The following is a 26,686-nucleotide window of genomic DNA, read 5'->3' on the forward strand; positions in this document are numbered from 1 at the left end:
TCACCATGTCCCTCGATCTCGAAACCACTGCCGCTGAATCCGCGCCCGTACAGGGCGAACTGCTCGACGCGGAATCTTCCCCTCTGACCCTGAGCCTTCAGGATTTTGTCGGCGAGTTCGGCGACGAACTACTCGACGCCCTCAACAGCGCTAATCCGCCGGTCTATACCGGCCAACCGCAGGCGCACCGGCAACTGGTGGTCGCCAGCCTCAAGCGCAAGCTGTTCCCAGCCCAGGCCGAAGTCGTCCACGCCGCCGCCGAGCTGCTGATCGACCGTGGCGAACGTGCTGCGATCGTCAATGGCGAGATGGGCTGCGGCAAGACGACCGTCGGCATTGCCACGGCCGCCGTGCTCAACGCCGAAGGCTATCGCCGCACTCTGGTGCTGTCGCCGCCCCACCTGGTTTACAAGTGGCGGCGCGAGATCCAGGAGACGGTGGCCGGTGCCAAGGTGTGGGTACTCAACGGGCCGGATACGCTCGTCAAGCTCATCAAGCTGCGCGAGCAGTTGGGCGTGCAGCCCACGGGCCAGGAGTTCTTCGTCCTGGGGCGCGTCAGGATGCGGATGGGCTTTCACTGGAAGCCTGTCTTCACCACGCGGCGCACCCGCCACGGCGACGTGGCGGCCTGCCCGGACTGCGGCACGGTCATCACCGACCTCGACGGCGAGCCGGTCAACCCGATCGCGCTCCAAGCCGAGGAGTGCCGCAGGAAGTGCGGCCACTGCGCCGCGCCCCTGTGGACACTGATCCGCCCGCGCAGTCTGTCCGGCAGCGACCAGTCCTCGGCCGTGCTCAAAGCCTTAAAGCGCATACCGACCATCGGAGAGGTCACCGCGCAGAAGCTGATGCAAAAGTTCGGTGACGGGTTCCTGGCGTCGATGCTCGGCGACAACATCCATGAGTTCATCAACCTCATGGATGGCAACGGCGAGCTGGTGTTTTCCGACCGTCAGGCCACGCGCATGGAACGTGCGATGGCCAACATGGAGTTCGGCTTTGGCGAGGGCGGCTATCAGCCGTCCGAGTTCATCAAACGCTACCTGCCGCAAGGCACGTTCGACCTGCTCATCGCCGATGAGGCACATGAGTACAAGAACGGGGGCAGTGCCCAGGGCCAGGCCATGGGCGTGCTGGCGGCGAAGGCTCGCAAGACCTTGCTGCTGACCGGCACGTTGATGGGCGGCTACGGGGACGACCTGTTCCACCTGCTGTTCCGAGCCCTTCCGGGGCGGATGATCGAAGACGGCTACCGCCCGACCACGAGCGGCAGCATGACCTCGGCTGCGATGGCGTTCATGCGCGATCACGGGGTGTTGAAGGACATCTACTCCGAGAGCACCGGCACGGCGCACAAGACGGCCAAGGGCACCAAGGTATCGGTGCGCACGGTCAAGGCCCCGGGGTTTGGCCCCAAGGGCGTGCTGCGCTGCATCCTGCCGTTCACGATCTTTCTCAAGCTCAAGGACATCGGTGGCAACGTCCTGCCGCCGTATGACGAGGAGTTCCGTGAAGTCGCGATGGACACGGCGCAAGCCGCGGCCTACCGCGATCTGGCGGGTCGGCTGACCGCGGAGCTGAAACAGGCTCTGGCGCGACGCGATACGACCTTGCTGGGTGTGGTCCTCAACGTGCTGCTGGCCTGGCCGGATTGCTGCTTCCGGTCGGAGACCGTGGTGCATCCGCGCACGCGCAACACCTTGGCGTTTGTCCCGGCTCAGTTCAACGAGTTCGAGATCAGCCCCAAGGAGCGTGAGCTGATCGACATCTGCAAAGAGGAGAAGGCGCAGGGCCGCAAGGTCCTGGCCTACACGGTCTATACCGGCACGCGCGACACCACGTCGCGCCTGAAGGTGTTGCTGGAGCAGGAAGGCTTCAAGGTGGCGGTGCTGCGCGCGAGCGTGGATGCCAGCCGCCGCGAAGACTGGATCGCCGAGCAACTGGACCGTGGCATCGACGTGCTCATCACCAACCCCGAGTTGGTCAAGACGGGGCTGGACCTGTTGGAGTTCCCGACGATCGTGTTCATGCAGTCGGGCTACAACGTGTACTCGCTCCAGCAGGCGGCACGCCGCTCCTGGCGCATCGGGCAGAAGCAGCCCGTGCGTGTGATCTACCTCGGCTACGCCGGTTCCTCGCAGATGACCTGCCTGGAGCTGATGGCCAAGAAGATCATGGTCTCGCAGTCCACCTCGGGCGACGTGCCCGAATCCGGGCTCGATGTCCTGAACCAGGACGGTGATTCCGTCGAGGTCGCACTGGCCCGGCAGCTTGTCGCCGCATGACACGTTCCACTTACGGCCCTTCGGGGCCGTTTTTTTTGCCGCTCCCGGTAAATCGGACGCTGCCTGGTTCGCATTGTTTGCTGCCGCTCGCGGCCTGAGCGGCGATGGTGAGGGCTGGATGTTTCAGGACGCCGAGCTATGTGCCCCTCTCCACCGTGGTTTCACTATCCCGAACGCCGCCTTCTGGCGGGATTTCTCGGCCTGCTGTGGTCGGTGCTGGCCGGTGGCTGCGCGACGACGACTGCGCCGGTCGCGCCCGACACCATCGCGGAAGTCTTGGCCGCGCCTGAACCCGAGGCTTCCGAGTACATCCCGGTCGTGCGCTACGCCCGCTACACACTGGTCGAACTGGCACCCATGGCGGCGCAGCGCGACCTGTTGTTGCAGACCATCGACGTGTCCATGCCCGAGGATGCCCGCGCCACGGTCGGGGATGGGCTTCGGCACGTGCTCAAACGCAGCGGCTATGGCCTGTGCCAGACCGCGCATGCCGTGATCGAGCTGTACGCGCTGCCGTTGCCGGCGGTACACCTGCACCTCGGCCCCATGACCTTGCGCGATGCGCTGCTCACGCTGGCTGGCCCGGCCTGGGAACTGCACGCGGATGACCGCGCACGGCAAATCTGCTTCGAGCGGCCCGGCGATCGCGCGGTCGCCGAGTCCCCATCCGAGCCACCCGCCACCGAGGCGGTGCAGACGTTCCCGCTGGCACCCATGGTTTCGGGAGGCCAGCCATGAACGCCCCGCAACCTGCCCAGCGATCGACCGCCGCCGTGGTGGTGCAGAGCCTGATGTGGCTCTGGTTGATCTTCCTCAGCGTCTTGGCGGCCCTGGGCTACCAGGCCCTCAGCGACCAGGCCGACCAGGAGCGGCTGGATTCCCGCCTGCAACGCCTGGAAGCGCAGGCAACTGGCTTGGCCGAGACGATCGAGGCCATCCAGCAGCGCCCGGCCGTCGCGACGGACGCTGACCTCAAAGACACCCGCCAGATTCTGGAAGCACGCGCGGCCCAGGTCGAGAAATCTCTCAGTGGCTACGCAGCGGCCGACGACCTCCAGGCGCTGCGCGCGGAGGTCGAGCAGATCAAGGCGCGCCAAGCCGCCGCGCGTGCCACCGCACCCGCCCAGCGGCGCGCATCGCGCACGTCCGCCGCCTCCAAGACCGAGCTGCCGCCGCTGCCATTCCGCGTCGTCGGCGCCGAACTGCGCGCCGGCCAGCGCAGCGTGTCCGTCGCGCCGAGCATCGGGGACTTCACGCCCGCCCAACTTCAGGTGCTGCTGCCCGGGGATGCGGTCGGCCCGTGGCGCCTGCAGGCGATCGAGGGCAACACCGCAGTGTTCCAGGCCGGCAACCAGACCCGCCGCGTGGCGATTCCCTGACCGGAGCACCCCATGAAGCCGTCGATCCTCCTTTTCGCGGTCCTGGTGGCGTCGTCGCAATGGCCCGCCTGGGCGCAGCAGCCCGCAACGACCTCGGCGCGCAACGCACAGAGCCAGGAGCGCCCGCTGGCCGCCCGCGTGCTGGACGACCGGGTGGCAACCGAATGGGGCTTGCAGCCACAAGAATGGGCACGCTACCGCGAGCTGATGGATGGGCCGCTGGGTATCTACTCGCCCAACCTGGACCCGCTGTCCGCCCTGGGCATCGAAGCTCGCACGGACGAAGAACGGCGCCGCTATGCGGAACTGCAGGTGCAGGTGGAAGCGCGCCGCGTCGAGAAGCTGCTCGCCTACCAGCGCGCCTACGACGAGGCCTGGCAGCGCCTGAATCCGGGGATGCAGCGCGTGAACCTGCCCGACGACAAGCCGGGCGCCGGCCCATCCAGCAGTCCCTTGCGCGGCAGCGGCCGCATGGCGGTGTTCGTCAAGGACGGCTGCGCAGCCTGCGGACAGCTCGTGCAGCGCCTGCAATCCTCGGGCGCGGAGTTCGACCTGTACATGGTGGGCAGCCGCCAGGATGACGCGCGCATCCGCGACTGGGCCAAGCGCGCGCAGATCGACCCGGCGCGCGTGCGCGCCGGCAGCATCACGCTCAACCACGACGGCGGCCGCTGGCTGTCACTGGGCCTGCCCGGCGATCTGCCCGCCGCCGTGCGCGAAGTGAACGGCCAATGGCAGCGCCAGCCGTAGCCATGCCCCTGCGCGCACTGGTGCTCACTGCCGGCCTGTATGCCGTTGCCGCCCTGGCCCAGGAGGTTCCGCCACCGGCTTACCAGCTTGCCGCCCAGCGCGCAGGCATCCCCTCGACCGTGCTCTACGCCGTGGCCTTGCAGGAGAGCGGCATCCGGCGCAACGGGCGCCTGGTGCCGTGGCCGTGGTCCCTCAACGTCGCCGGCCAGTCGCGCCGCTTCGCCACGCGCGCCGACGCCTGCGCTGGCCTGCAGCAGGCGATGCGCGCCACGCCGCACACGCGCATTGATGCGGGCCTGGGCCAGATCAACCTCGGCTACCACAAGCACCGCTTTACCGGCGCGTGCGACCTGCTGGATCCGTATCGCAACCTGGCCGTTGCCGCCGAGATCCTGAAGGAGCAGCACACCCCCGGCGAGGACTGGCTGCTGGCGATCGGCCGCTACCACCGCCCCGCAGGCGGCGAGCCCGCCGCCCGCTATCGGCGCAGCGTGTCGCGCCACCTTGCCCGCGTGCAGGGCACGCGACCAGCCGCCGCGGTCCTCGCGGCGCGCCAGGAGACCTCCCCATGACGAAACCCCATCCCGCCCATCTCGCGTTCACGGGCCTACTCATGCTGCTGTCAGGCCTGCCGCTGGCCTCGCGTGCCGGCGAGCCACTGATCGTTGTCGAGGACCGTGGCGGCACGTCGGCATTGCCGTACTACGAAGCCCTGAATCTCCAGCCGCGCGCCAACGCACCGGCGCGGCCGTCCATCCCGACGCCCCAGGTTCCTGCCACACGGGCGGACGAAGCCGCGATGCTGCCGGTGCGCAGCGCCAAGCTCACGCCCGGCACCGTCGCGCGACGGGTGATCGAAGCGCCCGGCCTGCGGCCGTTCGTGGTCATCGGCGACGACGAGGCTTCCCGGGCCTGGTTGCAGCGCCGCGCCGCCGCTTTGCGCGAACGTGGCGCGGTCGGCCTGGTCGTCAACGTCGAGACCGCGCAGGGCCTGGCGCGGCTGCGCGCCCTGGTGCCGGGCGTGCCGCTCGCGCCCGTGGCCGGCGACGACCTGGCCGATCGCCTGGGCCTGCGGCACTACCCGGCGCTGATCACGGCCACCGGCATCGAGCAATGAAGCCATGTCGGGCAAACAGCCGGTCGAGGTTCTGCTACGCCCAGCGGTGGAGCTATACACCGTCGCGGCGTGTGCAGGCGCCGCGTTTCTGTGCCTGGTGGCCCCATGGTCGCTCGCGCTGAGCCCGGCCATGGGCATCGGCAGCGCCTTGGCGTTCGGCGCCTACGGCGCGATCCGCTACCGCGATGCCCGCATCATCCTGCGCTACCGGCGCAACATCCGCCGTCTGCCGCGTTACGTGATGACCAGCAAGGACGTGCCGGTCAGCCAGCAGCGCCTATTCGTGGGGCGCGGCTTTCTCTGGGAGCAGAAGCACACGCATCGGCTGATGCAGACGTACCGGCCCGAGTTCCGCCGCTACGTCGAGCCGACGCCGGCCTACCGGCTGACCAGGCGCCTGGAGGAACGGCTGGAGTTCGCGCCATTGCCGCTCTCGCGCCTGCCGAAGCTCACCGGCTGGGACGCGCCTTTCAACCCCGTGCGCCCGTTGCCGCCTGTCGGCGGCCTGCCAAGGCTGCACGGCATCGAGCCCGACGAAGTGGACGTCAGCCTGCCGCTGGGCGAGCGCGTCGGGCACTCGCTGGTGCTGGGCACCACGCGGGTGGGCAAGACGCGCCTGGCCGAGTTGTTCGTCACGCAGGACATCCGTCGCAGGAATGCTGCCGGCGAGCATGAGGTCGTCATCGTCATCGACCCCAAGGGGGATGCCGATCTCTTGAAACGGATGTACGTCGAAGCCCAGCGCGCTGGCCGCGAAGGCGAGTTCTACATCTTCCACTTGGGCTGGCCGGAAATCAGCGCCCGCTACAACGCCGTGGGCCGCTTCGGTCGGATCTCGGAAGTGGCGACACGCATCGCGGGGCAGCTCTCCGGCGAAGGCAACAGCGCGGCGTTCCGCGAGTTCGCATGGCGCTTCGTGAACATCATCGCCCGCGCCCTGGTGGAACTGGGGCAGCGCCCGGACTACATGCTGATCCAGCGCCACGTCATCAACATCGACGCGCTGTTCATTGAGTACGCCCAGCACTACTTTGCCAAGACGGAGCCCAAGGCCTGGGAGGTGATCGTCCAGATCGAGGCCAAGCTCAACGAGAAGAACATCCCAAGGAACATGATCGGGCGCGAGAAGCGTGTGGTGGCGCTGGAGCAATACCTCTCCCAGGCGCGCAACTACGACCCTGTGCTCGATGGCCTGCGCTCGGCGGTGCGCTACGACAAGACCTACTTCGACAAGATCGTTGCATCGCTGCTGCCGCTGCTGGAAAAGCTCACGAGCGGCAAGATCGCCCAGCTCCTGGCGCCGAACTACTCCGACCTGGCCGACCCGCGCCCGATCTTCGACTGGATGCAGGTGATCAGGAAGCGCGCCGTCGTCTATGTCGGCTTGGACGCGCTGTCCGATGCGGAGGTCGCCGCAGCGGTCGGCAACTCGATGTTCAGCGATCTCGTCTCGGTGGCTGGGCACATCTACAAGCACGGAATCGACGATGGCCTGCCGGGCGCATCGGCTGGTGCGCGCGTGCCGATCAACGTGCATGCGGACGAGTTCAATGAATTGATGGGTGACGAGTTCATTCCGCTCATCAACAAGGGCGGTGGCGCGGGCCTGCAAGTCACCGCCTACACGCAAACGCTTTCGGACATCGAGGCCCGCATCGGCAACCGCGCGAAGGCCGGCCAAGTGATCGGGAATTTCAACAATTTATTCATGTTGCGCGTGCGCGAGACGGCCACCGCGGAACTGCTGACGAGGCAGTTGCCGAAGGTCGAGGTCTATACGACCACCATCGTCTCGGGCGCGACGGACAGCTCAGACATCCGCGGCGCGACGGACTTCACGTCGAACACCCAGGACCGCATCAGCATGGCCAGCGTGCCGATGATCGAGCCGTCACACGTCGTCGGTCTGCCCAAGGGCCAATGCTTCGCGCTGCTGCAGGGCGGCCAGCTTTGGAAGGTGCGCATGCCGCTTCCGGCGCCAGACCCCGATGAAGTGATGCCGACGGACTTGCAGCAACTGGCCGGGTATATGCGCCAGAGCTACAGCGAGGCCACGCAGTGGTGGGAGTTCACCAGTTCCGCAGCCTTGCCGCATGCAGCCTTGCCCGACGACCTGCTGGATGACGCCGCTCCAGCCGAGCCTGACGCGGTGGCCACCGGCGCCGACGACAGCACCGGCGAGGCCGCACCATGAAGGATGCCGCCTCGACCGCGCAGCGGGAGCAGAACCAGCGCCAGGGGCTGATCGTCGGCACCATCACCTTGCCGTTCCGGCTGCTCGGGGTGCTCATCGGCTCGCTGCTGTTCTCGATCGTGGTGGAGTGCGTCGGCATGCACCTGTTCTGGAAGGACCAGGGCTGGCGCCACTCCCAGCAGATGCTGCAGTACGAACTCGGGCACCTGTCCAACCACTTCACGCGCAGCGTGGTGGTGCAGGAGCCCGGGCGCACGGCGCACGAGCTGGTGGATACCGGGTACGAGTGGGTGTTCGTGCGCTCGGGGTTGCTGGAGCGCATGAGCCAGACCGCCGAGCGCGCCCGCGCGGCCAGCCACGGGCAGAGCCGCAACTTCCGCTACTACATCAGCCAAGTCTATGTCTGGGCCGAAAGCTACCTGATCGCTGCGGCCTTCACGACGCTCACCTTCCTGGTGCGCCTGCTGGTCCTGGTACTCACGCTGCCGCTGATCCTCACTGCAGCATTCGTCGGCCTGATCGACGGCCTGGTGCGACGGGATGTGCGCCGGTTCGGCGCGGGCCGCGAATCCGGCTTCATCTACCACCGCGCGAAGGCCAGCCTGATGCCGTTGGCCGTGCTGCCTTGGGTCACCTATCTCGCACTGCCCATAGCGGTGCATCCTCTGGTCATCCTGCTGCCCAGCGCGGCGTTGCTGGGGATGGCAGTCAGCCTGACCGCAGGCAGCTTCAAGAAGTACTTATGAGGTGACACGGGCGGCACTGCTCTGCAAAGCCGTGTGCCGTTCATCGGTTCTGCAGGGTATCAAGAGCAGCATCCAACGCCGTAACCGCCTCGACGACCGTTCTTACCGTCGCCCGATCGAACTCATGATCGCGCTGAGCGTCGTGCACACCGCTATTGAGGTAACCCCATTCAATACTCGTACCGCTGACATTGAGCAGCCTGACCAACGCCCCTACGGCATCCGGCGCACCCGCATGTTGCGCCGCGATACGCTCGACGGCCGACCGCAACTTGGTGCATTTATTGTTCAGCTCCCAAGGCGCGCGGGGCCCGCTCAGCTTGATGTCGATCCGGCCGTCCGCCCGCCGACCCAGCCACGTCCACAGGCGGTCCGTCAGACTCTCCAGCGCCGGCCGGGCCTGGCGCAGTGCCTCGCGTTTCTCGTCAGCCGCCAACGCCTGCTGGGCCAGAAGAACATAGTTCTTCGCTGGCGGGTCGCTGTCGACCCGCAGTTCGTGCTCTCCCTGATGCGGGAGAAACTTGTAGCGCTTGATGGCCGCGGCGCGGCGCACGCCCAACTCCTGCTGGATGCGGTGCAGGAACTCCTCTGCGTGCGAGGTGAGGATAACCTGCTTGCCGTGGAGCAAACCGTCCTCGAAGAAGGTACGCCAGATGCCATCGCGATGGTCGTCGTCTATCGCATTGACGACGTCATCGAAGATGACCACGGGGCAGCCCTGCGCGAGGTTCTTGGCAAGCAGAATCGCCAGACCCAAGCATTTGATGTGCCCTTCGCTGAAGACGATCAACGCGTCGTAGCGCACGCCCGGCTCGCCGGCGAACTCCACCTCGATCTTGCCGTTCTCGGCCACGGGCAACCACAGCGCGTGCAGCAGATCGCCGGGCGGATCGGCCCGGTTGAATGCGTTGTAGAGATGGCGGGCTTGGTCTCCCAGCCCCTGTAGCAGAACCCCCGGCAGAGCGGTCAGGTATGCCTGAATCTCGGGTAGGAAGCCGTCGTAGGCGGCCTTGACCCGCTGATGGTGCACCACCACCGGCATTTCGTCCGTGGCCGCCTGGATCAGGCCGCGGTTCGCGTCGTCGAATTGGGCCACGGTTTGGCGGGCGGCCGCCAGCTCCTGATCCGCAGTCGTGCGCATGGTCCGCAGCCGTTCGATCTCCAGCTGATGCTGTTGCAGGCGGTCCCGCTCCTGGGCCATCGCGCCGCGCTGGGCATGCACGTCGCGCGCCTGCGCGTCGAAGCCTTCGATGATCTGTGCGATCCGTAAGAGGGCTTGCCAGGCGCGCTGGTCCCCATTCACCCAGCCGCCGAGCCAATTGCCCGCCGACGTGGGAGGCAGCAGTGGCAGGCCCGCGGCCTGCGATTCGGCAGGACAAGCGACCCCAGCCGCCGCCACCACGCGGCGCATTTCGTCCCACAGCGCTCGGACCGCCTCGCTCAACTGCGTCCGATGCCCGGCCTCTTGCTGCTGCAGGACGGCCAGTTGCGCGAGCTGCTCCAGGCCCATTCGCGCCCTGGCGAACGGGTCCTGTGCCACAGCGGCCAGTCCGGTTCCACATGCCGGACACGCGGTCGCCCCGTCCGCCAACGCTTGCACGGCCTCGTAGAGCTTCGCGTACGACACCTCGCCCGCGCGGGCCGCGAGTTGCGCGGAAGACGCTTGCCACAGTCCCTGGACGCGGTAGGCCTCTGCCAGCAACGCTTGCAGGCGGGCCTGGGTCACCTCGTGAATGGCAGGCGGGTTGGCGTCCAGCTGAGCCTGGACATACGGTAGCCGTCCTTGCTGCTGCGGCGTACCCAGCAGCCAGTCCACGCAGGCTTGATAGGTCGCGCCAGGTGACATGCGCTGCGCCAAAGCTTGTTCCAGGCCCTCGACCGCTGCGATCTTCTGCGGGTAGGCGGCGATGGTCTGTTCGGAGTTCGCCAACCGCAGGCGACGCTGCGCCGCCTGCACGCCGGCAAGCATCAGGTCCTGATCGAGCGAGGGGTTGAAGCCGCGCACGAACTCGCTGAACTGGTCCACGCCGAACAGGGTGGCGATGAGCTGGCGCTGATCGCTCGGGGTCCGCGCGGCGATTCGGGCGAAATCGTCGAGGCGGTTCTTCTCGATGAAGCAGAAGCGATACTCAGCTTCGTCGGGCTGGACGGCCTGCGCTTCGCCCGCCGCCGTAGACGACAGGACTGGCGCGACGTGGCGGCGCAGGCGAGCGTTGTTGCAGTACGTCCGCTGGTCGACCCGCTTGGCCTGCGCTTCGCTGATCGAACCGAGCATCGCCACTTCCAAGGCTTCGCAGAAGCTGCTCTTGCCGGTGCCGTTGGCACCGTAGACCAAGGTGATGTCATGGCTGAGGTCGAACGTCTCCTGCCGCATGAATCCTCGAAACGGCCCGACTTCGAGCTGGTGCAGTCGCCCGAGCGCCGGCCCGTTTTCGGGGCCGCGCGCGTCCCCGTCGTAGGCGACAGGCATCTGCGCCAGATGCGCGATGGCCAGCGGCGCCAAGCGCGTGGAGCGCCCCCGGCGTGCAGCACCGACCTCGGCCAGTGGCTGCAGGTGATCGAGCACCAGGTGCGCCAGCCGGCGCACGTCGTCGTGCACGTGCCGCTGCGCCAAGTGCGCCAGGAACCGGTGGTACTCCGAACGTATGCTTGCCACAGCGCCCCCTCACTTGGTCAACCACTGACCGTAAGCCTCCACATCGATCATGGGGACCGTTCCACTGAACTGAAGCTGCGCGATCAGCTTGAAAAGAAACGCGGTCGCCGGCTTGTTTTCGTTGGTGTAGCTGTACGCGCCGCTGGCTTGGTCATAGAAAAAGTGCCCGTGGGCGGCAACGCATCCGATGTCCAGACGCCCCTCGGTGAGGTTTGCGTTCAGCGCCTTGTCCATGGATGGACCCAATGCAGGACTCCATTCGCTCTCGAAGGTGAGCAAGCCACCCAGAATCGGAATCAACGGCTTCGCTGGGTAGGTCCCGCCAGCGTGCGGGATCGGCAGGCTCGTGCGGTGCAGCCTGCGCACACTGGCGACCTTCTCCTGGGCATAGGCCACAAGCCCCGCGTCAGCCGTCTGCTTGGCCTCGAACACGGCGTACACGCTTTCGGCTGGAATGATCGTCTCGTTCTCGTAGGTGAAGATAAAAGGCGAATATTGCCGATCAAACACCACCACATCGATCTGCTGGCTGAAGTTCCCCAGGCTGTCCACCACATGCGTCTTCGCCGCCTGGTACCGTTTGGGCAGATAGGTATCCAGCATGTCGATCCAGACGTTCTCGCTCGCATCCCCCTTCGTACCCGGGTGACCGAAGGTCTTGCGTACTACGGACAAGCGCTGCTGGATGTCTTCATGCAGGGACGACAGGAGCTGGGAAAGCGACCACTGGGACATGCTGTACCTCGATGGGACGTGTATGGAAGCCGATGGAATCAGGACAGTGGGAACTTGGGGCCAAACAGTGCGCGCCAGGCGCGAAGCGCTTCGATATTGCGACCACGACGCGCGTGGTCGATGGCGATGCTTGCGTCCTGGCTCGCCTGGAACAGCAGCTGCTGCGCGCGCTGCTTGCGCGCGGCATCCATATCGTTGCTGATCGCCGGGCCAAGTCCGGCGGGATCCGGCCACTCGTCATGAACACGATCGGCAAGCGTGGCAAAGAACGACTGGATCTCGCGATCGAACGATCCTCCCCAGCCGCCGTAAAGACACTCAAGGGCCATTACCTCGATCAGGAACGAGGGCTTCACCGGCTTCTGATCGCCGTGCTTGGGATTGTTGTTCCAGTACTTCACCATGCGCACGAGACCTTTCCACTCATTGCCATAGGCTTGGTGCGCTGCGGTCGCCTTGTCCTTATGGATCTCCGGGTCCGTCTTGATCCACTTTCCGGACGCCGTATCGGGGATCTCATACTGGTCGCCGGTGTCGAATGCGGGCACCGCATCCACGCTGACCACCCGGTAGTCCGTGTTGTCCTCCGCGTCGATGTGAACACCGAAATCCACGTTGATCGAGCGCGCCTGTTTGCGCACGGCCGCCGAACCGTATTTCTCCACCAATGCAGAGTGGAAATCATCCAGCACTACCGATGCGGCCTTGCCGTGGTAATGCTTCTCCGAGTCCTTCAGCACGAAGAAGATGTCGATATCCTTGAGCGGCTTCGTCTTCGTGTATCGAGCATAGGACCCGGTCAGGAAGCTGCGCGCAATGCCGAACTTGGTCTGCAGGTAGTCCCGCACTTCGTTCTGGCGTTGCGAGGCATTCTTCTGTTCGCGTTCGTTGAGTTCCAGACGCGACTTGAACTTGCGAAAAGCTTCATCGATCGACAGCATCAGCGTTGCCTCCAATATCCGGCCTGACCCGCCAGGCCGCTGTGTTCGACAGTCGAGCCTAGGCTCTGCTTGACCATTCCATCCGTCGAGCGATAACTTCCTTTGCTCCACCCCTCCACATCAGGCCGCCCTGGCTTTGTATCGAGCATTAACTTGTACTTGGCCTGCGATGGCAGCAGCCCAGCTTTCTTGATCGCGTACTTCAACTGCTCGGTATCTGTCCAGAAGCTGCCGTCGCCATCGGACCACCCATACACGATGTCGATATCCCATCGGGTCACGAGTTTGTCGGTTGCCGGGTTGTAGATCTCCAGAATCACCTTGCGCAGATCACCGGTCCCGAGCCACGTCTTGATGGCTCGGGTATTGCTCTCCCAGCGATCCGCGAAGTGCTCGGGGTCCAGCCCACTGAGCAGGATGATGTCTTTCAAGCTCTTGAGGATGTTGTCGGTCACATAGGTAACCGAGTGCGTGTACGAGTAGGTGGCGACGGTGCTCATGACTTGAGGAAACCTCCGAGGTCGAGCGACAGCGCTTGTCCAGCATCGGCCTGCGCCTGCGTGGCAATTCCTTGGCTCAAGTCCCGTGCAATGATGCGAGAACTGTGCTTTTTGAGCGCGGTTTGCACCCAGCCGAGCTGCTCCTTCGGACACGGCAGCGAGACTCCCCAGTCTCCCTTCAACGGCTCGAACCCCAAGACTTCTTCGTTGGCATCATCACCATCGATCGCGTCTTCGTCGAAGAGGCAGTAGATCCTGGTCCGTGGTCCATCGCATGTCGCAACGATGGGCGCGCTCTTGGGTGCCTGGTCGGCGATCAAGCTGGCGGCCACGCCCGCCACGGCCCTGAGTTCAGAGCGAGCCGTGCCGTCCTTGCCCTGAGTGAGCAGTTCGACAATGGCATCCCACGTCTGCAACGCATCGCGGTGCGGCGAGCTGCGAAACGTCCGGCTGACAACGGTGGTCATTTTTGCTTCCCTCCTTGAAGGCGCATTTGCGTTGCCTGTCGTATCGCACTGCGCAGGTGCTCTACGGAAAGCTTGTTCGGATCGATAGCCACTTGCGGGTCGGCCGCGAGGGCGTTGGCTACGACCTTGCGAATGGCCCGACCATCCAATCCGACGCACTCGCCAGCGCACGCGTCGAACTGGTGAGCCGAGGAAAGCTTGCCAATCCCCGGAAATGTCTTTGCCAGGCCATTCAGGCAGTCCACCAGGATCTGCTTGCAGGCATCCTTGCCGGGCAGTGGCACCTCCATCACCATGTCGCAACGAGATAGGAAGGCACTGTCGACGGCCTGTGGGAAGTTGCTGGTGGCCACGAACAGCAGATGCGGGTTGCGTTCGGCCAACATGTCCAACTGCACCAACACCGCGTCGGTGGCCCGGTGCACATCAACCGGGTTGGCTTCCAGGCTGAGCTTGGCTCGATCAGCCGCAAGCGTTTCGACCTCGTCCAGAAGGACGATCGTCGGGCCCGCCGCTGCGGATTCTGCGATCGATTGCGAGAACAGGTCTGCCACGGCGCGTTGAGTCTTTCCCATTGCAGAGCTCGTCAGCGTGTGAGGCTCTACTTCCAGCAATCGAAACTTCGCAGAAGAAAAAGATTCGGCCACACGATGCGCCAAGCCCCGTGCCAAGGAGGTCTTCCCAGTCCCCGGCGGGCCGACCAACAAGATCACGCCGTGCAGGGGGAGTACCGTGCGCTCCACCTTGGGGCGCACCGTGAAGTTGACGATCGCCTGTGACAGCAACTGCTTCTTGAGAGCTTCGTCCATGACGATGGAATCCCACAGGGCGCCCAGCGACGTGTCCGGCAGCTTCCAGCTTCGATGGATGCCTTTCGGCAAAGTGGCGTCTGATGAAGGATTCTTGGTCATCCGTGGCTCTCGGCGGGTCAGAGAATGGTGCGATAGGTCGCCAGCACCTTGGTCGTTTGCACAAGGCCCTGGCGCAGCAGGATTTCGAGATAGCGGTCCACCTCGATCGGCGGATGCTTGAGTTGGGCACGCTGGCGCTGCGCAGCCGACACCACGGCGGCCGCGTCCAGATCCAGTAGGTTGTCCACAAACTCATCGGGGTGCTGCGATTCGATGCCGTACGGAGCCAGCAGATCGTTCGGGAAATCCCGTTCGTTGAACGTCACAATCACGCTCGCACCGCAGCGAATCGCCGCAGCCAGGACGTGCCGGTCGTCCGGATCGGGCAATGTCAGGCCTGCCACGAGCGCTTCGTAGCCCTCCACCAAGCCGTCCGGAATTGCCCGGTCCATGAGATCCGACGTCCTGTCGACCTGAACCCGGGTGAGATCGGGGCGGTTGATCAACAGGTTGCGTTTCCACTCCTCATGAATGGCTTGGCTCCACCGCGCCCGGAAGCGGCCAGACAGGCCGAGCCACATCAGGAAATCCCGCAGTGGCGCGGGATATAGAACGCACGCGTCGTAGACGGCGGTGAATGGGGAATGCCTCATTCGTATCCCATTCCCAACTCTTGCGACTGCTGAGCGAGTTCGGCCATCGCCTGCTCACTGGCGCGCTCGCGCGCTTCCTTGTACTGCATCAGATCGGCGAACCTCACCCTGCGGTGCTTGCCGGTGCGATGAAATGCCAACACCCCATCTTCGAGCAGCTTGACGAAATGGGGACGGGACACGTTGAGCAAGTCCGCCGCCTCTTGGGTCGTCAGCTCTGCATGGACGGGCACCACCTTTACTGCATTGCCATCGGCCAACTCGGCCAGGATGTCGACCAGCAGGCGTAAAGCCGAGGTAGGCAGTTCCACCTGATGAGCCTGTTTGTGGTCATCAAAGATCTGGATGTGCTGCGTCTCGAACTGGGTTGCGAGGTAAGCCGCCAAGGCACGTTGACCCTGGACGGCTGCCTTCACCTCTCCCGCGGCGGGAAGGGTCATCTTGGATTGGGCAGTGGCGGTGGTCATGGGTAGCTCCTAAGCGAAAACGGTTGCAGAGCCGATCATATTCGAAATACTCGAAAAACGCAATAATCGAAGCGCGACCCGTGCTTTTGTAGGTTCGCTCGCAGCATGCCCAATCCGGTCGTCCGCCAGTTCCTATTGTTTGCGGCCTGAAACAGCCCTGATCTCCACGATCAACCCATTGCTGATCACACAGGAATGGCGCGATGGTGGCTTCGATCTGGCTGCGCGCCGCGCATCGCGGCGTGCCCACTTTTTTCGTGACGGCCCTCGTGCTGGGCCAGTCCCCGATGGCATTGGCCGAGTCCCCGGCGCAGCGCCAGGAGTTGGTCGCCGCGCTGCGCCAGCTCGACGCGCTGGAACGCACCGTCGCGGACAGCGCCGCGCATGCCCCCATCCAGCCGGGCGAGCGCTACCACTTCGATTACCCACGGCTGCTGGCTGACCTGGCGCGCGTGCGCGCCGGCATCCAGTTCCACCTGACGCCATCACGCGCTCAGCCGCGCGACCCCTCCGAACTGGCCGGCGACTACCGCACCGAGCGGGCCGCTTCGCCATCGCCGAAGACGACTGCGGAGGGCGAGCAATGAACGGCGCCCAGGTCTCGGCATTTCAAGCCAACAGCGGTATCGCGCCTTCCGCGATGGCGACCGTCCTGGTCGGCGTCGTGTTCGCGGTCCTGCTCGTGTGGGGCGTCTGGGCCATCCGAACGGCCTATGTGGGGTGGTCCGAGAGCCGCCTCAACCAGCGCCAGTTCCTCGGCGTCTGCATCCGCTTCGTCGCGATGTACCTCGTCCTGAGTTTCTTCCTCCTGTCCTGACATGAAAGGCCCGACCATGCACAACCGCAACCTCACTTCCCGTTTTGCCCAGCGCGCCGCCGTGGCCCTGGGCGCCGCCGCGCTGCCCGCACTGTCGTTCGCGCAAGGTCTGCCGCAGTTGGAGAACCCGACGCGCGGCACCGGCAACGGCATCATGGAGACCATCCGCAACTACGGCTACGACATCATCATGCTCGTGGCCCTGCTGGTGGTGGCGTCGATGTTCATCGGCGTCTGCTACCACGCCTACGGCACCTACGCGGAGATCCACACCGGCCGCAAGACGTGGGGCCAATTCGGCCTCACGGTCGCCATCGGCGCCGTGCTGCTCGTGATCGGCATCTGGCTGCTCACCGAAGCCACCGGCATCCTGTAAGCGAGGCCGGTATGTCCGAGCAGCAGCACGTCCGTGCGGACGGGACGGTCACGTTCCTTCCGCACCGGCTCAACCGCCATCCCGTGGTCGTGCGCGGCCTCACCGCCGACGAGCTGTGGATCTGCTGCGGCCTGTCCGGCGCGGCCGGCCTGCTGGTCGGCGCGCCGCTTTCGTGGGTGTTCCGCACGATCGCCATCGCACCGACGTTCGTTGTCCTGGGCGTGGCCTTGGGCGTGTTCATCGGCGGCGGCATCCTGCGCCGCCTCAAGCGTGGGCGCCCCGACACCTGGCTGTATCGACAGTTGCAGTGGCGCATCGCAACGCGCCATCCGCTGATGGCCGGCTGGGTGGGCGGCCACGTGCTGATCTCGCGCTCGGGCTTCTGGTCCACCCGCAGGAGCATGCGATGAGCCGCTTCAAGAACGAGATCGCCCACCTGCAGGCGCACATCAAGACCTTGCGCCTGGGCGCGGGCGCGCTGGTCATTGTCGCCCTGGTCATGGGCGGCGGCTGGTGGAGCGCGCCGCGCGACCTGACCATCCACGTCCCGCCCGACCTGCGCTCTGGCAGTACCCGCAAGTGGTGGGAAGTGCCGCCCGAATCGGTCTATGCGTTCACGTTCTACGTGTTCCAGACGCTGAACCGCTGGCCGACCAATGGCGAAGAAGACTACTCGCGCAACCTCCATACGCTCTCGCCGTACCTCACCCCGTCCTGCCAGGCCTTCCTGCGGGCGGACTATGACTACCGCCGCTCCACGGGCGAGCTGCGTCAGCGCGTGCGCGGCATCTACGAGATTCCCGGCCGCGGCTATGGCGACGACCCCACGGCGCGCGTGCGCACCGTATCCGATCGCGACTGGGTGGTGACGCTGGACATCACGGCGGACGAGTACTACGGCGCCGAGCAGGTCAAACGCGCCCTGGTGCGCTATCCGATCAAGGTCACGCGGGTGGACGTCGATCCCGCCCGCAACCCGTTCGGCCTGGCGCTGGACTGCTACGAAGGCGCGCCCCAGCGCATCAGTGCACCGGAGCCGGCGCGCCCGGCGCCGAGTGACCTGAATCCGCAAGCGCCTCAAGGAGGAAACACCCCATGAAGCATCCTGTACTCGCGCTGCTGGGGCTACTGGCCGTGGCCGCGGCACCCGTCGCCCAGGCGGTGGAGATCCTGCGTTGGGAACGCATGCCACTGGCAGTGCCGCTGAAGGTCGGTCAGGAACGCATCGTATTCATCGACCGGAACGTGCGCGTGGGCGTGCCCGCAGGCGTGGGCAAACGCCTGCGCGTGCAGAGTGCGGGCGGCGCGGTGTACCTGCGTGCCAGCGAGCCGATCGAGCCCACGCGGTTGCAACTGCAGGACGCCGACACGGGCGCGCTGATCCTGCTGGACATCGCAGCCGAACCGCCCAAGGACGGGGAAGCCGAGCTGGAGCCGGTGCGCATCGTCGAGGGTGACAGCGCACCGGGACGCTATGGCGAGCAGGCCGACAGTGCCGAGGCCCCGGCACGCGCCCAGGGCCAGGCAGGTGCGCGGACCGCGCGGCGCGAAACTCCGGTCCCTGTCGTGCTGACGCGCTTCGCCGCGCAGAACCTCTACGCACCGCTGCGCACCGTCGAGCCGCTTCCGGGCGTCATGCGGGTCAACCTTCCCCGCGACCTCGACCTGGACACACTGATGCCAACGCTGCCGGTGCGCGCGGCCGTGCTCGCGTCGTGGCGCCTGGAAGACCAATGGGTGACTGCCGTGCGCCTCACCAACACCGGCGCCGACTGGGTCGCGCTCGACCCGCGCGTGCTGCAAGGCGATTTCCTCACCGCCACCTTCCAGCACGAGGCGCTGGGCCCGCGCGGCACGCCCGAGGACACGACCGTCCTCTACCTGGTCACGGGCGGCCGCGGCCTCGCGCAGTCGCTGCTGCCGGCGATTCACCGCTTCGACCCTGCCGTGCATCTGCCGCAGCCGGACGGCGACGAGAACGCCAAGGAGGCCCGCCATGCGCAGTAACGGCCTGCTCAAGTGGCTGATGATCCCTGTCGCCATCCTGGTGCTGTTCGTCGGTATCCGGCTGTTCTCGGGTGGAGGCAGCACGGCGCCACCCGCGGCGGACAACGGCGCCCAGCTCACGCCCGAGGAAATGAAGGCGCTGGGCATCGAAGGCGACACCCCGCGCGACACCGTGGCGACGCTCGTTGCCCAAGTGAAGCAGTTGCGCACCGAGCTTCAGACCGCGCTCTCGGACAACAAGTCGCAGCGTGAAGAGAACCAGCGACTGCGCCAGCGCGAGAACTCCATCGACCAGCGCATCAACTCGGCGCTCGAATCCGAGCGGTCCAACCTGCGCCGCGACCAGGAGCAGGCGGCCAGCGCGCGCCAGCAGACCGAAGGGCTGCTCGCCGACCTGCAGCGGCGCCTGGACAGCATCGGCGGGCGCGGCGGCGGCCATGCGGACCTGCCCGTGGGCCTGGGGCTGCAGGGCGGCGACGAGGCCGGCATGGAGGGCGGCGTGCGGTGGGTCGAGCCGGACGACGCAAAGCCCGCCGAGGGGCGCAACGGCGGTCGTGGCGCGAGCGGCGGAATGAGCTTCCCCACGAGCTTCGGCCCGGCGCAGAGCACGCTCGAAACCACCGCGGAAACCGTGGCCAACGCGGGCGCCCGCGCCTCTGGGGTCAAGAGTGCCAAGCCGGTCTATACCGTGCCGACCAACTCCACGCTCATGGGTTCGGTCGCCATGACCGCGCTGATCGGCCGCGTGCCGATCGACGGCACGGTCAACGATCCCTATCCGTTCAAAGTCCTGGTCGGGCCGGACAACCTGACCGCCAATGGCATCGACATTCCCGACGTGGCCGGCGCCGTGTTCAGCGGCACCGCATCGGGCGACTGGACGCTTTCGTGCGTGCGCGGCCAGGTGCGCAGCATCACGTTCGTCTTCAACGACGGCACGATCCGCACGATCCCCGAAGACCGCGAGGGCAACCAGCAGAACAACCAGCAACGCGACGGCTTGGGCTGGATCAGCGACCCGCACGGCATCCCCTGCGTCAGCGGCGAGCGGCGCAGCAACGCCCAGCAGTACCTCGGCTCGCAGGCCCTGATCACCGCGGCCGGTGCCGGCGTGGCCTCGCTCATCGAGAGCGACAGCGGCCGCATGTCCTATGTCGGCTCGGACGGCTCCATCGGCACCGTGGGCATCACCGGCCAGGAAGCGGTCGGCCAGATTCTCGCGGGCGGTGTCCGGGACATGTCGGCCTGGGTCAACAAGCTCTACGGCCAGGCGTTCGCCGCCGTCTATGTGCAGCCCGGCGCCAAGGTCGCCGTCCACCTCGAAAAACCGCTCGCCATCGACTTCGATCCCGAAGGCCGCAAGGTCGATCACCGCGCAGGAGAAAGCCATGCTCTCGAACTCGATTAAGGGCCTGGTGCTGGCCCTCGCCGTCGCGGTGCTCGGCGGCTGCGCCACCAGCAAGGAAAAGCTGCTGACCCACGGTGACCGCACGATGATGGACATCTGGCAGCAGGAGGCCGGCGACGGCGGTGGCGCAGCCGGACGGAACGCCGGCCGCCAGCTGCTCGATGCGCGCCAGAGCCTGCGTCGGCCCCTGACCGACGCCGACGTGCAGGCCGCACCTGTCGAGCAGATGCGCTACACGCGCACCGCGCGCAATGAGGTCCACCGCCAGTTCCAGCGCCTGCCCAATCCCGATCTCGTGATGTACGTGTACCCGCATCTGGCCGGCACCGATCCCGTGCCGGTGCCCGGCTACACGACCGTCTTCCCGCTCTACCAGCGCATCCAGTACGCGATGCCGGGCGAGCGCGTGGAGGACTACTGATGCGGTGGAAACTCCCATGGCCGAAGCTGGCCGGCGCCGGCTCCAGTAGCCCGGCTAGCGATGAGCAGCCGGACAGCTGGCAGCGCCACGTCGAGGCCTTGCGCCAGGCCGGCATCCCCGAACCCGGTTCGGCAGTCCACGGCCGCAAGCCAGCGACCGTGGCCGACGAGCAGGCGCTGTACGACGTTGCGCCGTCCTTCGTGGAACTGCTGCCCTGGGTGGAGTTCTTGCCCGGGTCGAAATCGATGCTCCTGGAGGATGGCCAATCGGTGGCGGCGTTCTACGAACTGGTGCCGCTGGGCACCGAAGGCCGGGAACCCGGCTGGCTCGCGCATGCCCGCGACGCCCTGGAAAACGCGCTTCAGGACAGTTTCGATGAACTGGACGAGAACCCGTGGGTGCTCCAGCTCTATGCCCAGGACGAACCGAGCTTCGACCAGTACATGCAGACCTTGCGCGATTACGTGCAGCCACGTGCGCGCGGCTCGGCGTTCACCGAGTTCTACTTGCGCTTCTTCGGCCACCACCTGCGCGCTGTGGCCAAGCCCGGCGGCCTGTTCGAGGACACGGTGGTTACGCGGCTGCGCTGGCGCGGGCAGACGCGGCGTGTGCGCATGGTGGTGTACCGCCGCGCGAGCGGACAGGGACAGGCAAACCGCCGCGGCCAGACACCCGAGCAGATGCTGGGCATCGTCTGCGACCGCCTATGCGGCGGCCTGGCGAACGCCGGCATCCAGGCCCGGCGCATGGTTGCAGCGGACGTTCACGACTGGCTGCTGCGATGGTTCAACCCGCGCCCCACGCTGCTCGGCCCTGGGGTGGAGGACCGGGAGCGCTTCTACGCGTTGGCGCGCTATCCGGACAGTACCGAGGAAAGCGAGGCCGGCGAGATCGAGTTGGCGAGCGGGCGGGATTTCAGCCAGCGGCTGTTCTTTGGGCAGCCGCGCTCGGACGTGGCGCAAGGGGCCTGGTACTTCGACGGCATGCCGCACCGCGTGCTGATCACCGACCGGCTGCGCATGCCGCCCGGCACCGGGCACCTGACCGGCGAGACCCGCAAGGGAGACGCGATCAACACGCTATTCGATCAGATGCCCGAGGACACCTTGATGTGTCTCACCATGGTGGCCACGCCGCAGGACGTCCTCGAATCGGACCTCAACCATCTGGCGAAGAAAGCTGTGGGCGAGACGCTGGCGTCGGAGCAGACGCTCAAGGACGTGCATGAAGCCCGCTCCCTGATCGGCAGCGCGCACAAGCTCTACCGGGGCACTCTGGCGTTCTACCTACGCGGGCGCGACGAGGCGGAACTGGATCGGCGCGGCCTGGACCTCGCGAACGTGATGCTCAACGCCGGCCTGCAGCCGGTGCGCGAGGACGACGAGGTGGCGCCGCTCAACAGCTACCTGCGCTGGCTGCCGTGCTGCTACAACCCCGGCAAGGACCGGCGCCGGTGGTACACGCAACTGATGTTCGCCCAGCACGCGGCGAACCTGTCGCCGGTGTGGGGCCGCGCCCAGGGCACGGGGCACCCCGGCATCACGATGTTCAATCGCGGAGGCGGCCCGATTACGTTTGACCCCTTGAACAGGTTGGATCGGCAGATGAATGCCCATCTGTTCCTGTTCGGTCCCACGGGCTCGGGCAAGAGCGCCACGCTCAACAACCTGCTGAACCAGGTCACCGCGATCTATCGGCCGCGCCTCTTCATCGTGGAAGCCGGCAACAGCTTCGGCTTGTTCAGCGACTTCGCCAGGCGCCTGGGGCTGACCGTGAACCGGGTCAAGCTGGCACCCGGCTCGGGCATCAGCCTGGCGCCGTTCGCCGACGCACGCCGGCTGATCGAAACGCCCAGCGACGTGCAGACGCTCGATGCCGATGCACTGGACGAAGACCTGCCACCGGATGCCTCGGCCATGGAGGCGGACGAGCAGCGCGACGTGCTGGGCGAGCTGGAGATCACGGCACGGCTGATGATCACGGGCGGCGAAGACAAGGAAGAAGCGCGGATGACGCGGGCCGACCGCTCGCTGATCCGCCAGTGCATCCTCGACGCGGCCGAACATTGCGTGGCAGAGAAGCGCACTGTGCTCACGCGCGATGTGCGCAATGCGCTGCGCACCCGCGGCCAGGACCCGACGTTGCCCGAGATGCGGCGCGTGCGGCTGCTGGAGATGGCGGACGCGATGGACATGTTCTGCCAAGGCACGGACGGCGAGATGTTCGACCGCGACGGCACGCCGTGGCCCGAGGCCGACATCACGCTGGTCGATCTGGCGACCTACGCCCGCGAGGGCTACAACGCGCAGCTCTCGATCGCGTACATCAGCCTCATCAGCACGGTGAACAACATCGCGGAGCGTGACCAGTATCTCGGCCGCCCGATCATCAACGTGACCGACGAAGGCCACGTGATCACCAAGAACCCGCTGCTCGCGCCGTATACCGTGAAAATTACAAAAATGTGGCGCAAGCTGGGGGCCTGGTACTGGCTAGCTACACAAAATATTGACGACCTACCGCGCGCCGCGGAGCCGATGCTCAACATGATCGAGTGGTGGATCTGCCTGTCGATGCCCCCCGATGAAGTGGAGAAGATCGCGCGGTTCCGCGAACTGAGCCAAGCGCAGAAAGCGCTGATGCTCTCGGCACGCAAGGAAGCGGGCAAGTTCACCGAGGGCGTCATCCTCTCCAAGAGCATGGAGGTGCTCTTCCGCGCCGTGCCGCCGAGCCTGTATCTCGCGCTCGCGCAGACCGAACCCGAAGAGAAGGCCGAGCGCTACCAGCTCATGCAGCAGCACGGCGTCAGCGAGTTGGATGCCGCCTTCAAGGTGGCCGAGAAGATCGACCGGGCACGCGGCATCGAGTCGCCGGCCCTGGACCTGCCCTGAATCTGCCGTACACCGGAGAACGCCATGGAACAGAAACGCCCATCCATTCCGATGCAGGTCCAGGCGTTCCGTCGTCGGCGCTGGCAGTTCCGCTGGCCCTGGGCATTGGCCGCGGTGCTGGTTGCGCTGCTGCTGATCTGGCTCGTGTCACGTTCGCCAGGCGGGTCCACACCTCAGACTTCGGCGCCAGTCAGCGACACGCAGGTGGCTGGGCCTCCGTGGCAGATGGGCAATCCGGAAGGGCGTTTCACGCTGACGCTCTACGCGGACCTCGAATGCCCGTTCTGCCGGTCCTATTTTCCAGTGCTCAAGCGTTGGGTGGCCGGCAATGCGGACGTGACCTTGCAATGGCACCACCTGCCGTTGGCCGCGCATGAGCCAGCCGCGTCCGCCGAAGCGCGCCTGGCGGAATGCGCGGGCGAAGCCGGCAGCCATGCCGCCTTTTGGCAGGCCGTCGAATGGGTCTATGCCCACACGCGGAGCGACGGCCAGGGCTTGCCTGAAGGGCTGCGCTACCCCGACCTCACTCCAGCGATCGAGCAGTGTCTGGCGAGCGAGCGGCCCGATGCACCGATCCGCGCCCAGACGGCGGAAGCCACGAACAGCGGCGTGATCGCCACGCCATCGCTGCGGCTGCACGATCGCGAAACCGGCAAGGCGATCCTGCTGCAGGGCCCGATCGAGGGCGATGCCTTGCTGTCGGCCATGGACATGCTCGCGGCCGGCGATCCCGCCGCCATACCCACATCGGAAATGCCTGCCGACGTCGTCGGCGACATGCCCAGGTAGCCCCGGTCTTCAAGGCTACGGCGCAGTCCGCTGCGCTGACCGCAACCCGTTCGCCTCGCATCCTGGCCGCGAACGATCACCGCCACCGCGGTGATGGATGCACCTTGTTCGTTCCCCAGGAGGGCTTGCCCTCCCCGGGCGCGCGCCCTCCGATCTCACCATTTGGAGGTTCGCCATGTCTTTCGTCGTCAATGACTCCTGCCTGGAGTCGCTTTCCGCCATCGCTGCCCAGCACGAGGACTGGATCATCCAGCAAGCCATTGCGCTGCTGGAGAAGCGGGTTTTCAAAGCGGGTCCGAAACTCCTCGACCCCACGGCCGTGCGCGACTACCTGCGCGTGAAGCTGGTGGCCGAGCCCAACGAAATATTCGTCGCTGTGTTCCTGGACAGCATGCACCAGGTACTGGCCTACGAGCCGCTGTTCAGGGGCACGATCAACGCGACTTCGGTCTATCCGCGTGTCGTTGTGCAGCGTGTTCTGCAGTTGAATGCGGCCGCGGTGGTCTTCGCGCACCAGCACCCCTCGGGCATTTCCGAGCCGTCGAGCGCGGATCGCATGCTGACCCAGCAACTGCAGGCCGCGCTGGCGCTCATCGATGTGCGGGTACTGGACCACATCATCGTCGGCCAGGGTGCCCCGTTCTCCTTTGCGGAGTCCGGCCTGCTGTAAGGGTTGTACTGCTTCGTTGATCAGCGCGGAGGCTTCGGCCTCCGCATTTTTCTGCGCGGCGACACAAGCAGGTATGCGGGGTGGCCGCGATGCGCATTGTTTGTTGGGGCCGCATGGGGTTCGGCGTTTGACTATGGCCCTGATCAACTTCCGGGGTGCAAGACATGCCAGGAGCTTTTACCCGGTTCGCACCAGGCTGGCGAACCCTTGGCCTGGCCATCGTGCTGCCGGCGTCGTTCGCGGCATTCAGCCCGGCCGCGTTCGCCGCCGACGTGGTGGTCGTCACCGACAGCCGCCACCCGGTCAAGACCATGGGCGGCGAGCGGCTGATCGAGCTGGACCGGGCATCCGGGCTCGAAGCAGAGCTTTCCGCAGATCTGCCAGCCGACCCCGAGCGCGCAGCAGCCATCGTCCGGCAACGCCTGAACCAAGGCGGCACCGACCTTCAGCGCCGCATTGGCACCGCCTACCAGGGCATCACCGACGCATGGAGTTTGGGTGTCACGACCATCCCGGCCGTCGTGGTGGACCAACGCTATGTGGTCTATGGCGAGCCTGACGTGGCCCGGGCCGTGTCCTGCATCGAGCAGCACCGGAGGAGGCAACCGTGACCTATCGCCCATTCGACCTGCTGCGCCGCCTGCGCGTCGCCGTGGCCTCGCTGCTGCTGGTCAGCGCCACGGGCAGCTACGCCCTGAACACCGTCACCATCGTGTCCTCCGTCATGTCGCCGGACTGCCTGGAGTACCGGGTGGTGGGCATCTGCTACTGGCTGTATTGCACCTATGGCGGCTGCTCGGTGCGCACGTCCACCAAGGTCCGGCACTACGTCCCCGATGCGGTCGTCTCCAGCTACAGCAACACCGGAGAGAACCCCTGGGTCGAAGTGCGAGCGATGAGCATGCCGAACGCCTCGGCCCAGGCAGGCGGCGACGGCACCACCAACGAAGACCACGAAAACAACCTCGCCAAATTCAAGAACGCCGATGTCATCGGCCATCCCGGCGGCGAGGTGTTCAACCAGTTCGCCTCGTCCTCGGGCTATTTTTGCCAAGGCGCGGGAACGGCCTTCATGCCGTATCTGCTCAGCACCTTGGACACGCTGGCCTGGCGCTACAACGTGCCCGAGATGGCCTACCCGGAGGCGCTGATCCCGGGCCGGCGCGAGGTCGGTGCGCGCACCACGATGAACCTCTGGGGCAATGTCTATCCGCGCGGCGGCTTCCTGCACCAGACCGACGACCACAAATCCGGGGCGGTCGTGGCTCAGCGCGCCGGTGACGTCGTCACGCGGCGCGGGCAGTTGCACGTGTACCAGCCGCTGCTCGCCAACGCGCGTGATGGCTACTGGCCGGCCGGCGCGCTGATGGAAGGTGATGCCTCGACCGGCAAGTGGCAGGAACTGACGCCGCGCCTGTCGAACACCTGCGTGGTGTTCCCCCACAGCGGCACGCTGACCCAAGCCCAGCAAGGCGACTACGCGTGGGCGCTGTGGCGTCCGTATGCGTGCTGCGAACGCCGGGGCCAGGTGTTCCTCGGCAGCGTCGATTTCCTCTGAGGTGCCAC

At 66.1% G+C, this 26,686-nt stretch carries 29 protein-coding genes; 21 read left to right on the plus strand and 8 right to left on the minus strand.

The features are described from left to right. The first annotated feature begins 5 nt into the window (after positions 1 to 5). From AC4PS6_RS00765 to AC4PS6_RS00800, 8 genes are all read left to right on the plus strand, one after another. The gene (locus AC4PS6_RS00765; protein ID WP_004350563.1) at positions 6 to 2,285 is read left to right on the plus strand and encodes a helicase-related protein; all 2,280 of its coding nucleotides are present in this window, start codon (positions 6 to 8) and stop codon (positions 2,283 to 2,285) included. A 138-nt stretch (positions 2,286 to 2,423) separates the two neighbouring features. Beyond that, entirely contained in the window at positions 2,424 to 3,023 is a 600-nt protein-coding gene (gene pilL2 / locus AC4PS6_RS00770) for a PFGI-1 class ICE element type IV pilus protein PilL2 (RefSeq protein ID WP_003098890.1), read from the plus strand. After that, positions 3,020 to 3,664 carry a hypothetical protein gene (locus AC4PS6_RS00775; protein WP_003098888.1) on the plus strand — a complete coding sequence of 215 codons (645 nt, stop codon included), beginning with the start codon at positions 3,020 to 3,022 and terminating at the stop codon, positions 3,662 to 3,664. Before pilL2 ends, AC4PS6_RS00775 begins: the two co-directional genes overlap by 4 nt. Positions 3,665 to 3,676: 12 nt before the next feature. Further along, positions 3,677 to 4,414 (plus strand): TIGR03759 family integrating conjugative element protein, encoded by a 738-nt coding sequence (locus AC4PS6_RS00780; protein ID WP_003098886.1) that lies wholly within the window; start codon positions 3,677 to 3,679, stop codon positions 4,412 to 4,414. Then, entirely contained in the window at positions 4,396 to 4,986 is a 591-nt protein-coding gene (locus tag AC4PS6_RS00785) for a transglycosylase SLT domain-containing protein (RefSeq protein ID WP_003109780.1), read from the plus strand. Before AC4PS6_RS00780 ends, AC4PS6_RS00785 begins: the two co-directional genes overlap by 19 nt. Next, entirely contained in the window at positions 4,983 to 5,531 is a 549-nt protein-coding gene (locus AC4PS6_RS00790) for an integrating conjugative element protein (RefSeq protein ID WP_003109779.1), read from the plus strand. The genes AC4PS6_RS00785 and AC4PS6_RS00790 overlap by 4 nt, the downstream gene beginning before the upstream one ends. Before the next feature lie 4 nt (positions 5,532 to 5,535). Continuing rightward, positions 5,536 to 7,725: a type IV conjugative transfer system coupling protein TraD gene (gene traD / locus AC4PS6_RS00795; RefSeq protein WP_004350569.1), complete on the plus strand. Its 2,190-nt coding sequence runs from the start codon at positions 5,536 to 5,538 to the stop codon at positions 7,723 to 7,725. Then, entirely contained in the window at positions 7,722 to 8,471 is a 750-nt protein-coding gene (locus AC4PS6_RS00800) for a TIGR03747 family integrating conjugative element membrane protein (RefSeq protein WP_003153644.1), read from the plus strand. The genes traD and AC4PS6_RS00800 overlap by 4 nt, the downstream gene beginning before the upstream one ends. A gap of 40 nt (positions 8,472 to 8,511) precedes the next feature. Here the strand turns inward: AC4PS6_RS00800 and AC4PS6_RS00805 are convergent, their stop codons facing one another. Genes AC4PS6_RS00805 through AC4PS6_RS00840 form a run of 8 tightly spaced genes read right to left on the minus strand, consistent with a single transcriptional unit; the run spans position 8,512 to position 15,741 of the window. Next, positions 8,512 to 11,127 (minus strand): AAA family ATPase, encoded by a 2,616-nt coding sequence (locus tag AC4PS6_RS00805; RefSeq protein WP_492180628.1) that lies wholly within the window; start codon positions 11,125 to 11,127, stop codon positions 8,512 to 8,514. 9 nt (positions 11,128 to 11,136) lie between these two features. Further along, positions 11,137 to 11,862 (minus strand): CBASS effector endonuclease NucC, encoded by a 726-nt coding sequence (gene nucC / locus AC4PS6_RS00810; protein WP_492180629.1) that lies wholly within the window; start codon positions 11,860 to 11,862, stop codon positions 11,137 to 11,139. Positions 11,863 to 11,900: 38 nt separating this feature from the next. Beyond that, the gene (locus tag AC4PS6_RS00815; protein WP_003105624.1) at positions 11,901 to 12,803 is read right to left on the minus strand and encodes a CBASS oligonucleotide cyclase; all 903 of its coding nucleotides are present in this window, start codon (positions 12,801 to 12,803) and stop codon (positions 11,901 to 11,903) included. Continuing rightward, positions 12,803 to 13,303: a type III CBASS phage resistance system CD-NTase-associated protein Cap7 gene (cap7, locus tag AC4PS6_RS00820; RefSeq protein WP_003090159.1), complete on the minus strand. Its 501-nt coding sequence runs from the start codon at positions 13,301 to 13,303 to the stop codon at positions 12,803 to 12,805. Before cap7 ends, AC4PS6_RS00815 begins: the two co-directional genes overlap by 1 nt. After that, positions 13,300 to 13,770, minus strand: a complete 471-nt coding sequence (cap8, locus tag AC4PS6_RS00825) for a type III CBASS phage resistance system CD-NTase-associated protein Cap8 (RefSeq protein WP_003105626.1) — start codon at positions 13,768 to 13,770, stop codon at positions 13,300 to 13,302. Before cap8 ends, cap7 begins: the two co-directional genes overlap by 4 nt. Then, complete coding sequence (gene cap6, locus AC4PS6_RS00830; RefSeq protein ID WP_003105629.1) at positions 13,767 to 14,681, minus strand: CBASS system CD-NTase-associated protein Cap6; 915 nt, start codon at positions 14,679 to 14,681, stop codon at positions 13,767 to 13,769. Before cap6 ends, cap8 begins: the two co-directional genes overlap by 4 nt. A gap of 17 nt (positions 14,682 to 14,698) precedes the next feature. After that, positions 14,699 to 15,274, minus strand: coding sequence for a PIN domain-containing protein (locus AC4PS6_RS00835; protein ID WP_003109777.1), 576 nt, complete (start codon positions 15,272 to 15,274; stop codon positions 14,699 to 14,701). Next, positions 15,271 to 15,741 (minus strand): helix-turn-helix domain-containing protein, encoded by a 471-nt coding sequence (locus AC4PS6_RS00840; RefSeq protein ID WP_003050245.1) that lies wholly within the window; start codon positions 15,739 to 15,741, stop codon positions 15,271 to 15,273. The genes AC4PS6_RS00835 and AC4PS6_RS00840 overlap by 4 nt, the downstream gene beginning before the upstream one ends. A gap of 203 nt (positions 15,742 to 15,944) precedes the next feature. Between AC4PS6_RS00840 and AC4PS6_RS00845 the strand changes: the two genes are divergently transcribed. The 13 genes from AC4PS6_RS00845 to AC4PS6_RS00905 all read left to right on the plus strand — a co-directional run bounded on the left by AC4PS6_RS00845 (position 15,945) and on the right by AC4PS6_RS00905 (position 26,678). Continuing rightward, positions 15,945 to 16,328, plus strand: a complete 384-nt coding sequence (locus AC4PS6_RS00845) for an integrative conjugative element protein, RAQPRD family (RefSeq protein WP_003120001.1) — start codon at positions 15,945 to 15,947, stop codon at positions 16,326 to 16,328. Further along, the gene (locus tag AC4PS6_RS00850) at positions 16,325 to 16,558 is read left to right on the plus strand and encodes a TIGR03758 family integrating conjugative element protein (protein ID WP_003050225.1); all 234 of its coding nucleotides are present in this window, start codon (positions 16,325 to 16,327) and stop codon (positions 16,556 to 16,558) included. Before AC4PS6_RS00845 ends, AC4PS6_RS00850 begins: the two co-directional genes overlap by 4 nt. 16 nt (positions 16,559 to 16,574) lie before the next feature. Further along, on the plus strand, positions 16,575 to 16,934 hold the full coding sequence (locus tag AC4PS6_RS00855; protein WP_003090173.1) for a TIGR03745 family integrating conjugative element membrane protein: 360 nt from the start codon (positions 16,575 to 16,577) through the stop codon (positions 16,932 to 16,934). Positions 16,935 to 16,945: 11 nt separating this feature from the next. After that, positions 16,946 to 17,344 (plus strand): TIGR03750 family conjugal transfer protein, encoded by a 399-nt coding sequence (locus AC4PS6_RS00860; protein WP_003105639.1) that lies wholly within the window; start codon positions 16,946 to 16,948, stop codon positions 17,342 to 17,344. After that, positions 17,341 to 18,033, plus strand: coding sequence for a PFL_4703 family integrating conjugative element protein (locus AC4PS6_RS00865; protein ID WP_003105641.1), 693 nt, complete (start codon positions 17,341 to 17,343; stop codon positions 18,031 to 18,033). Before AC4PS6_RS00860 ends, AC4PS6_RS00865 begins: the two co-directional genes overlap by 4 nt. Next, complete coding sequence (locus AC4PS6_RS00870) at positions 18,030 to 18,941, plus strand: TIGR03749 family integrating conjugative element protein (RefSeq protein WP_483057210.1); 912 nt, start codon at positions 18,030 to 18,032, stop codon at positions 18,939 to 18,941. The genes AC4PS6_RS00865 and AC4PS6_RS00870 overlap by 4 nt, the downstream gene beginning before the upstream one ends. Further along, positions 18,931 to 20,349, plus strand: coding sequence for a TIGR03752 family integrating conjugative element protein (locus tag AC4PS6_RS00875; RefSeq protein ID WP_004350605.1), 1,419 nt, complete (start codon positions 18,931 to 18,933; stop codon positions 20,347 to 20,349). Before AC4PS6_RS00870 ends, AC4PS6_RS00875 begins: the two co-directional genes overlap by 11 nt. Further along, positions 20,330 to 20,770 carry a TIGR03751 family conjugal transfer lipoprotein gene (locus tag AC4PS6_RS00880; protein ID WP_003149753.1) on the plus strand — a complete coding sequence of 147 codons (441 nt, stop codon included), beginning with the start codon at positions 20,330 to 20,332 and terminating at the stop codon, positions 20,768 to 20,770. Before AC4PS6_RS00875 ends, AC4PS6_RS00880 begins: the two co-directional genes overlap by 20 nt. After that, a complete protein-coding gene (locus AC4PS6_RS00885) occupies positions 20,770 to 23,661 on the plus strand; it encodes a conjugative transfer ATPase (protein WP_011516996.1) in 2,892 nt (963 codons plus the stop codon). The genes AC4PS6_RS00880 and AC4PS6_RS00885 overlap by 1 nt, the downstream gene beginning before the upstream one ends. A 24-nt stretch (positions 23,662 to 23,685) precedes the next feature. Further along, positions 23,686 to 24,450, plus strand: a complete 765-nt coding sequence (locus AC4PS6_RS00890; protein WP_003149757.1) for a DsbA family protein — start codon at positions 23,686 to 23,688, stop codon at positions 24,448 to 24,450. Between the two features lie 175 nt (positions 24,451 to 24,625). Continuing rightward, positions 24,626 to 25,120, plus strand: coding sequence for a RadC family protein (radC, locus tag AC4PS6_RS00895; protein WP_003149760.1), 495 nt, complete (start codon positions 24,626 to 24,628; stop codon positions 25,118 to 25,120). Positions 25,121 to 25,284: 164 nt separating this feature from the next. Then, the gene (locus AC4PS6_RS00900; RefSeq protein WP_004350615.1) at positions 25,285 to 25,731 is read left to right on the plus strand and encodes a TIGR03757 family integrating conjugative element protein; all 447 of its coding nucleotides are present in this window, start codon (positions 25,285 to 25,287) and stop codon (positions 25,729 to 25,731) included. Continuing rightward, positions 25,728 to 26,678 (plus strand): TIGR03756 family integrating conjugative element protein, encoded by a 951-nt coding sequence (locus tag AC4PS6_RS00905; RefSeq protein WP_004350617.1) that lies wholly within the window; start codon positions 25,728 to 25,730, stop codon positions 26,676 to 26,678. The genes AC4PS6_RS00900 and AC4PS6_RS00905 overlap by 4 nt, the downstream gene beginning before the upstream one ends. The last annotated feature ends 8 nt before the right edge of the window (positions 26,679 to 26,686 follow it).

This window comes from Pseudomonas sp. DW-iso17 (genome assembly GCF_058725345.1).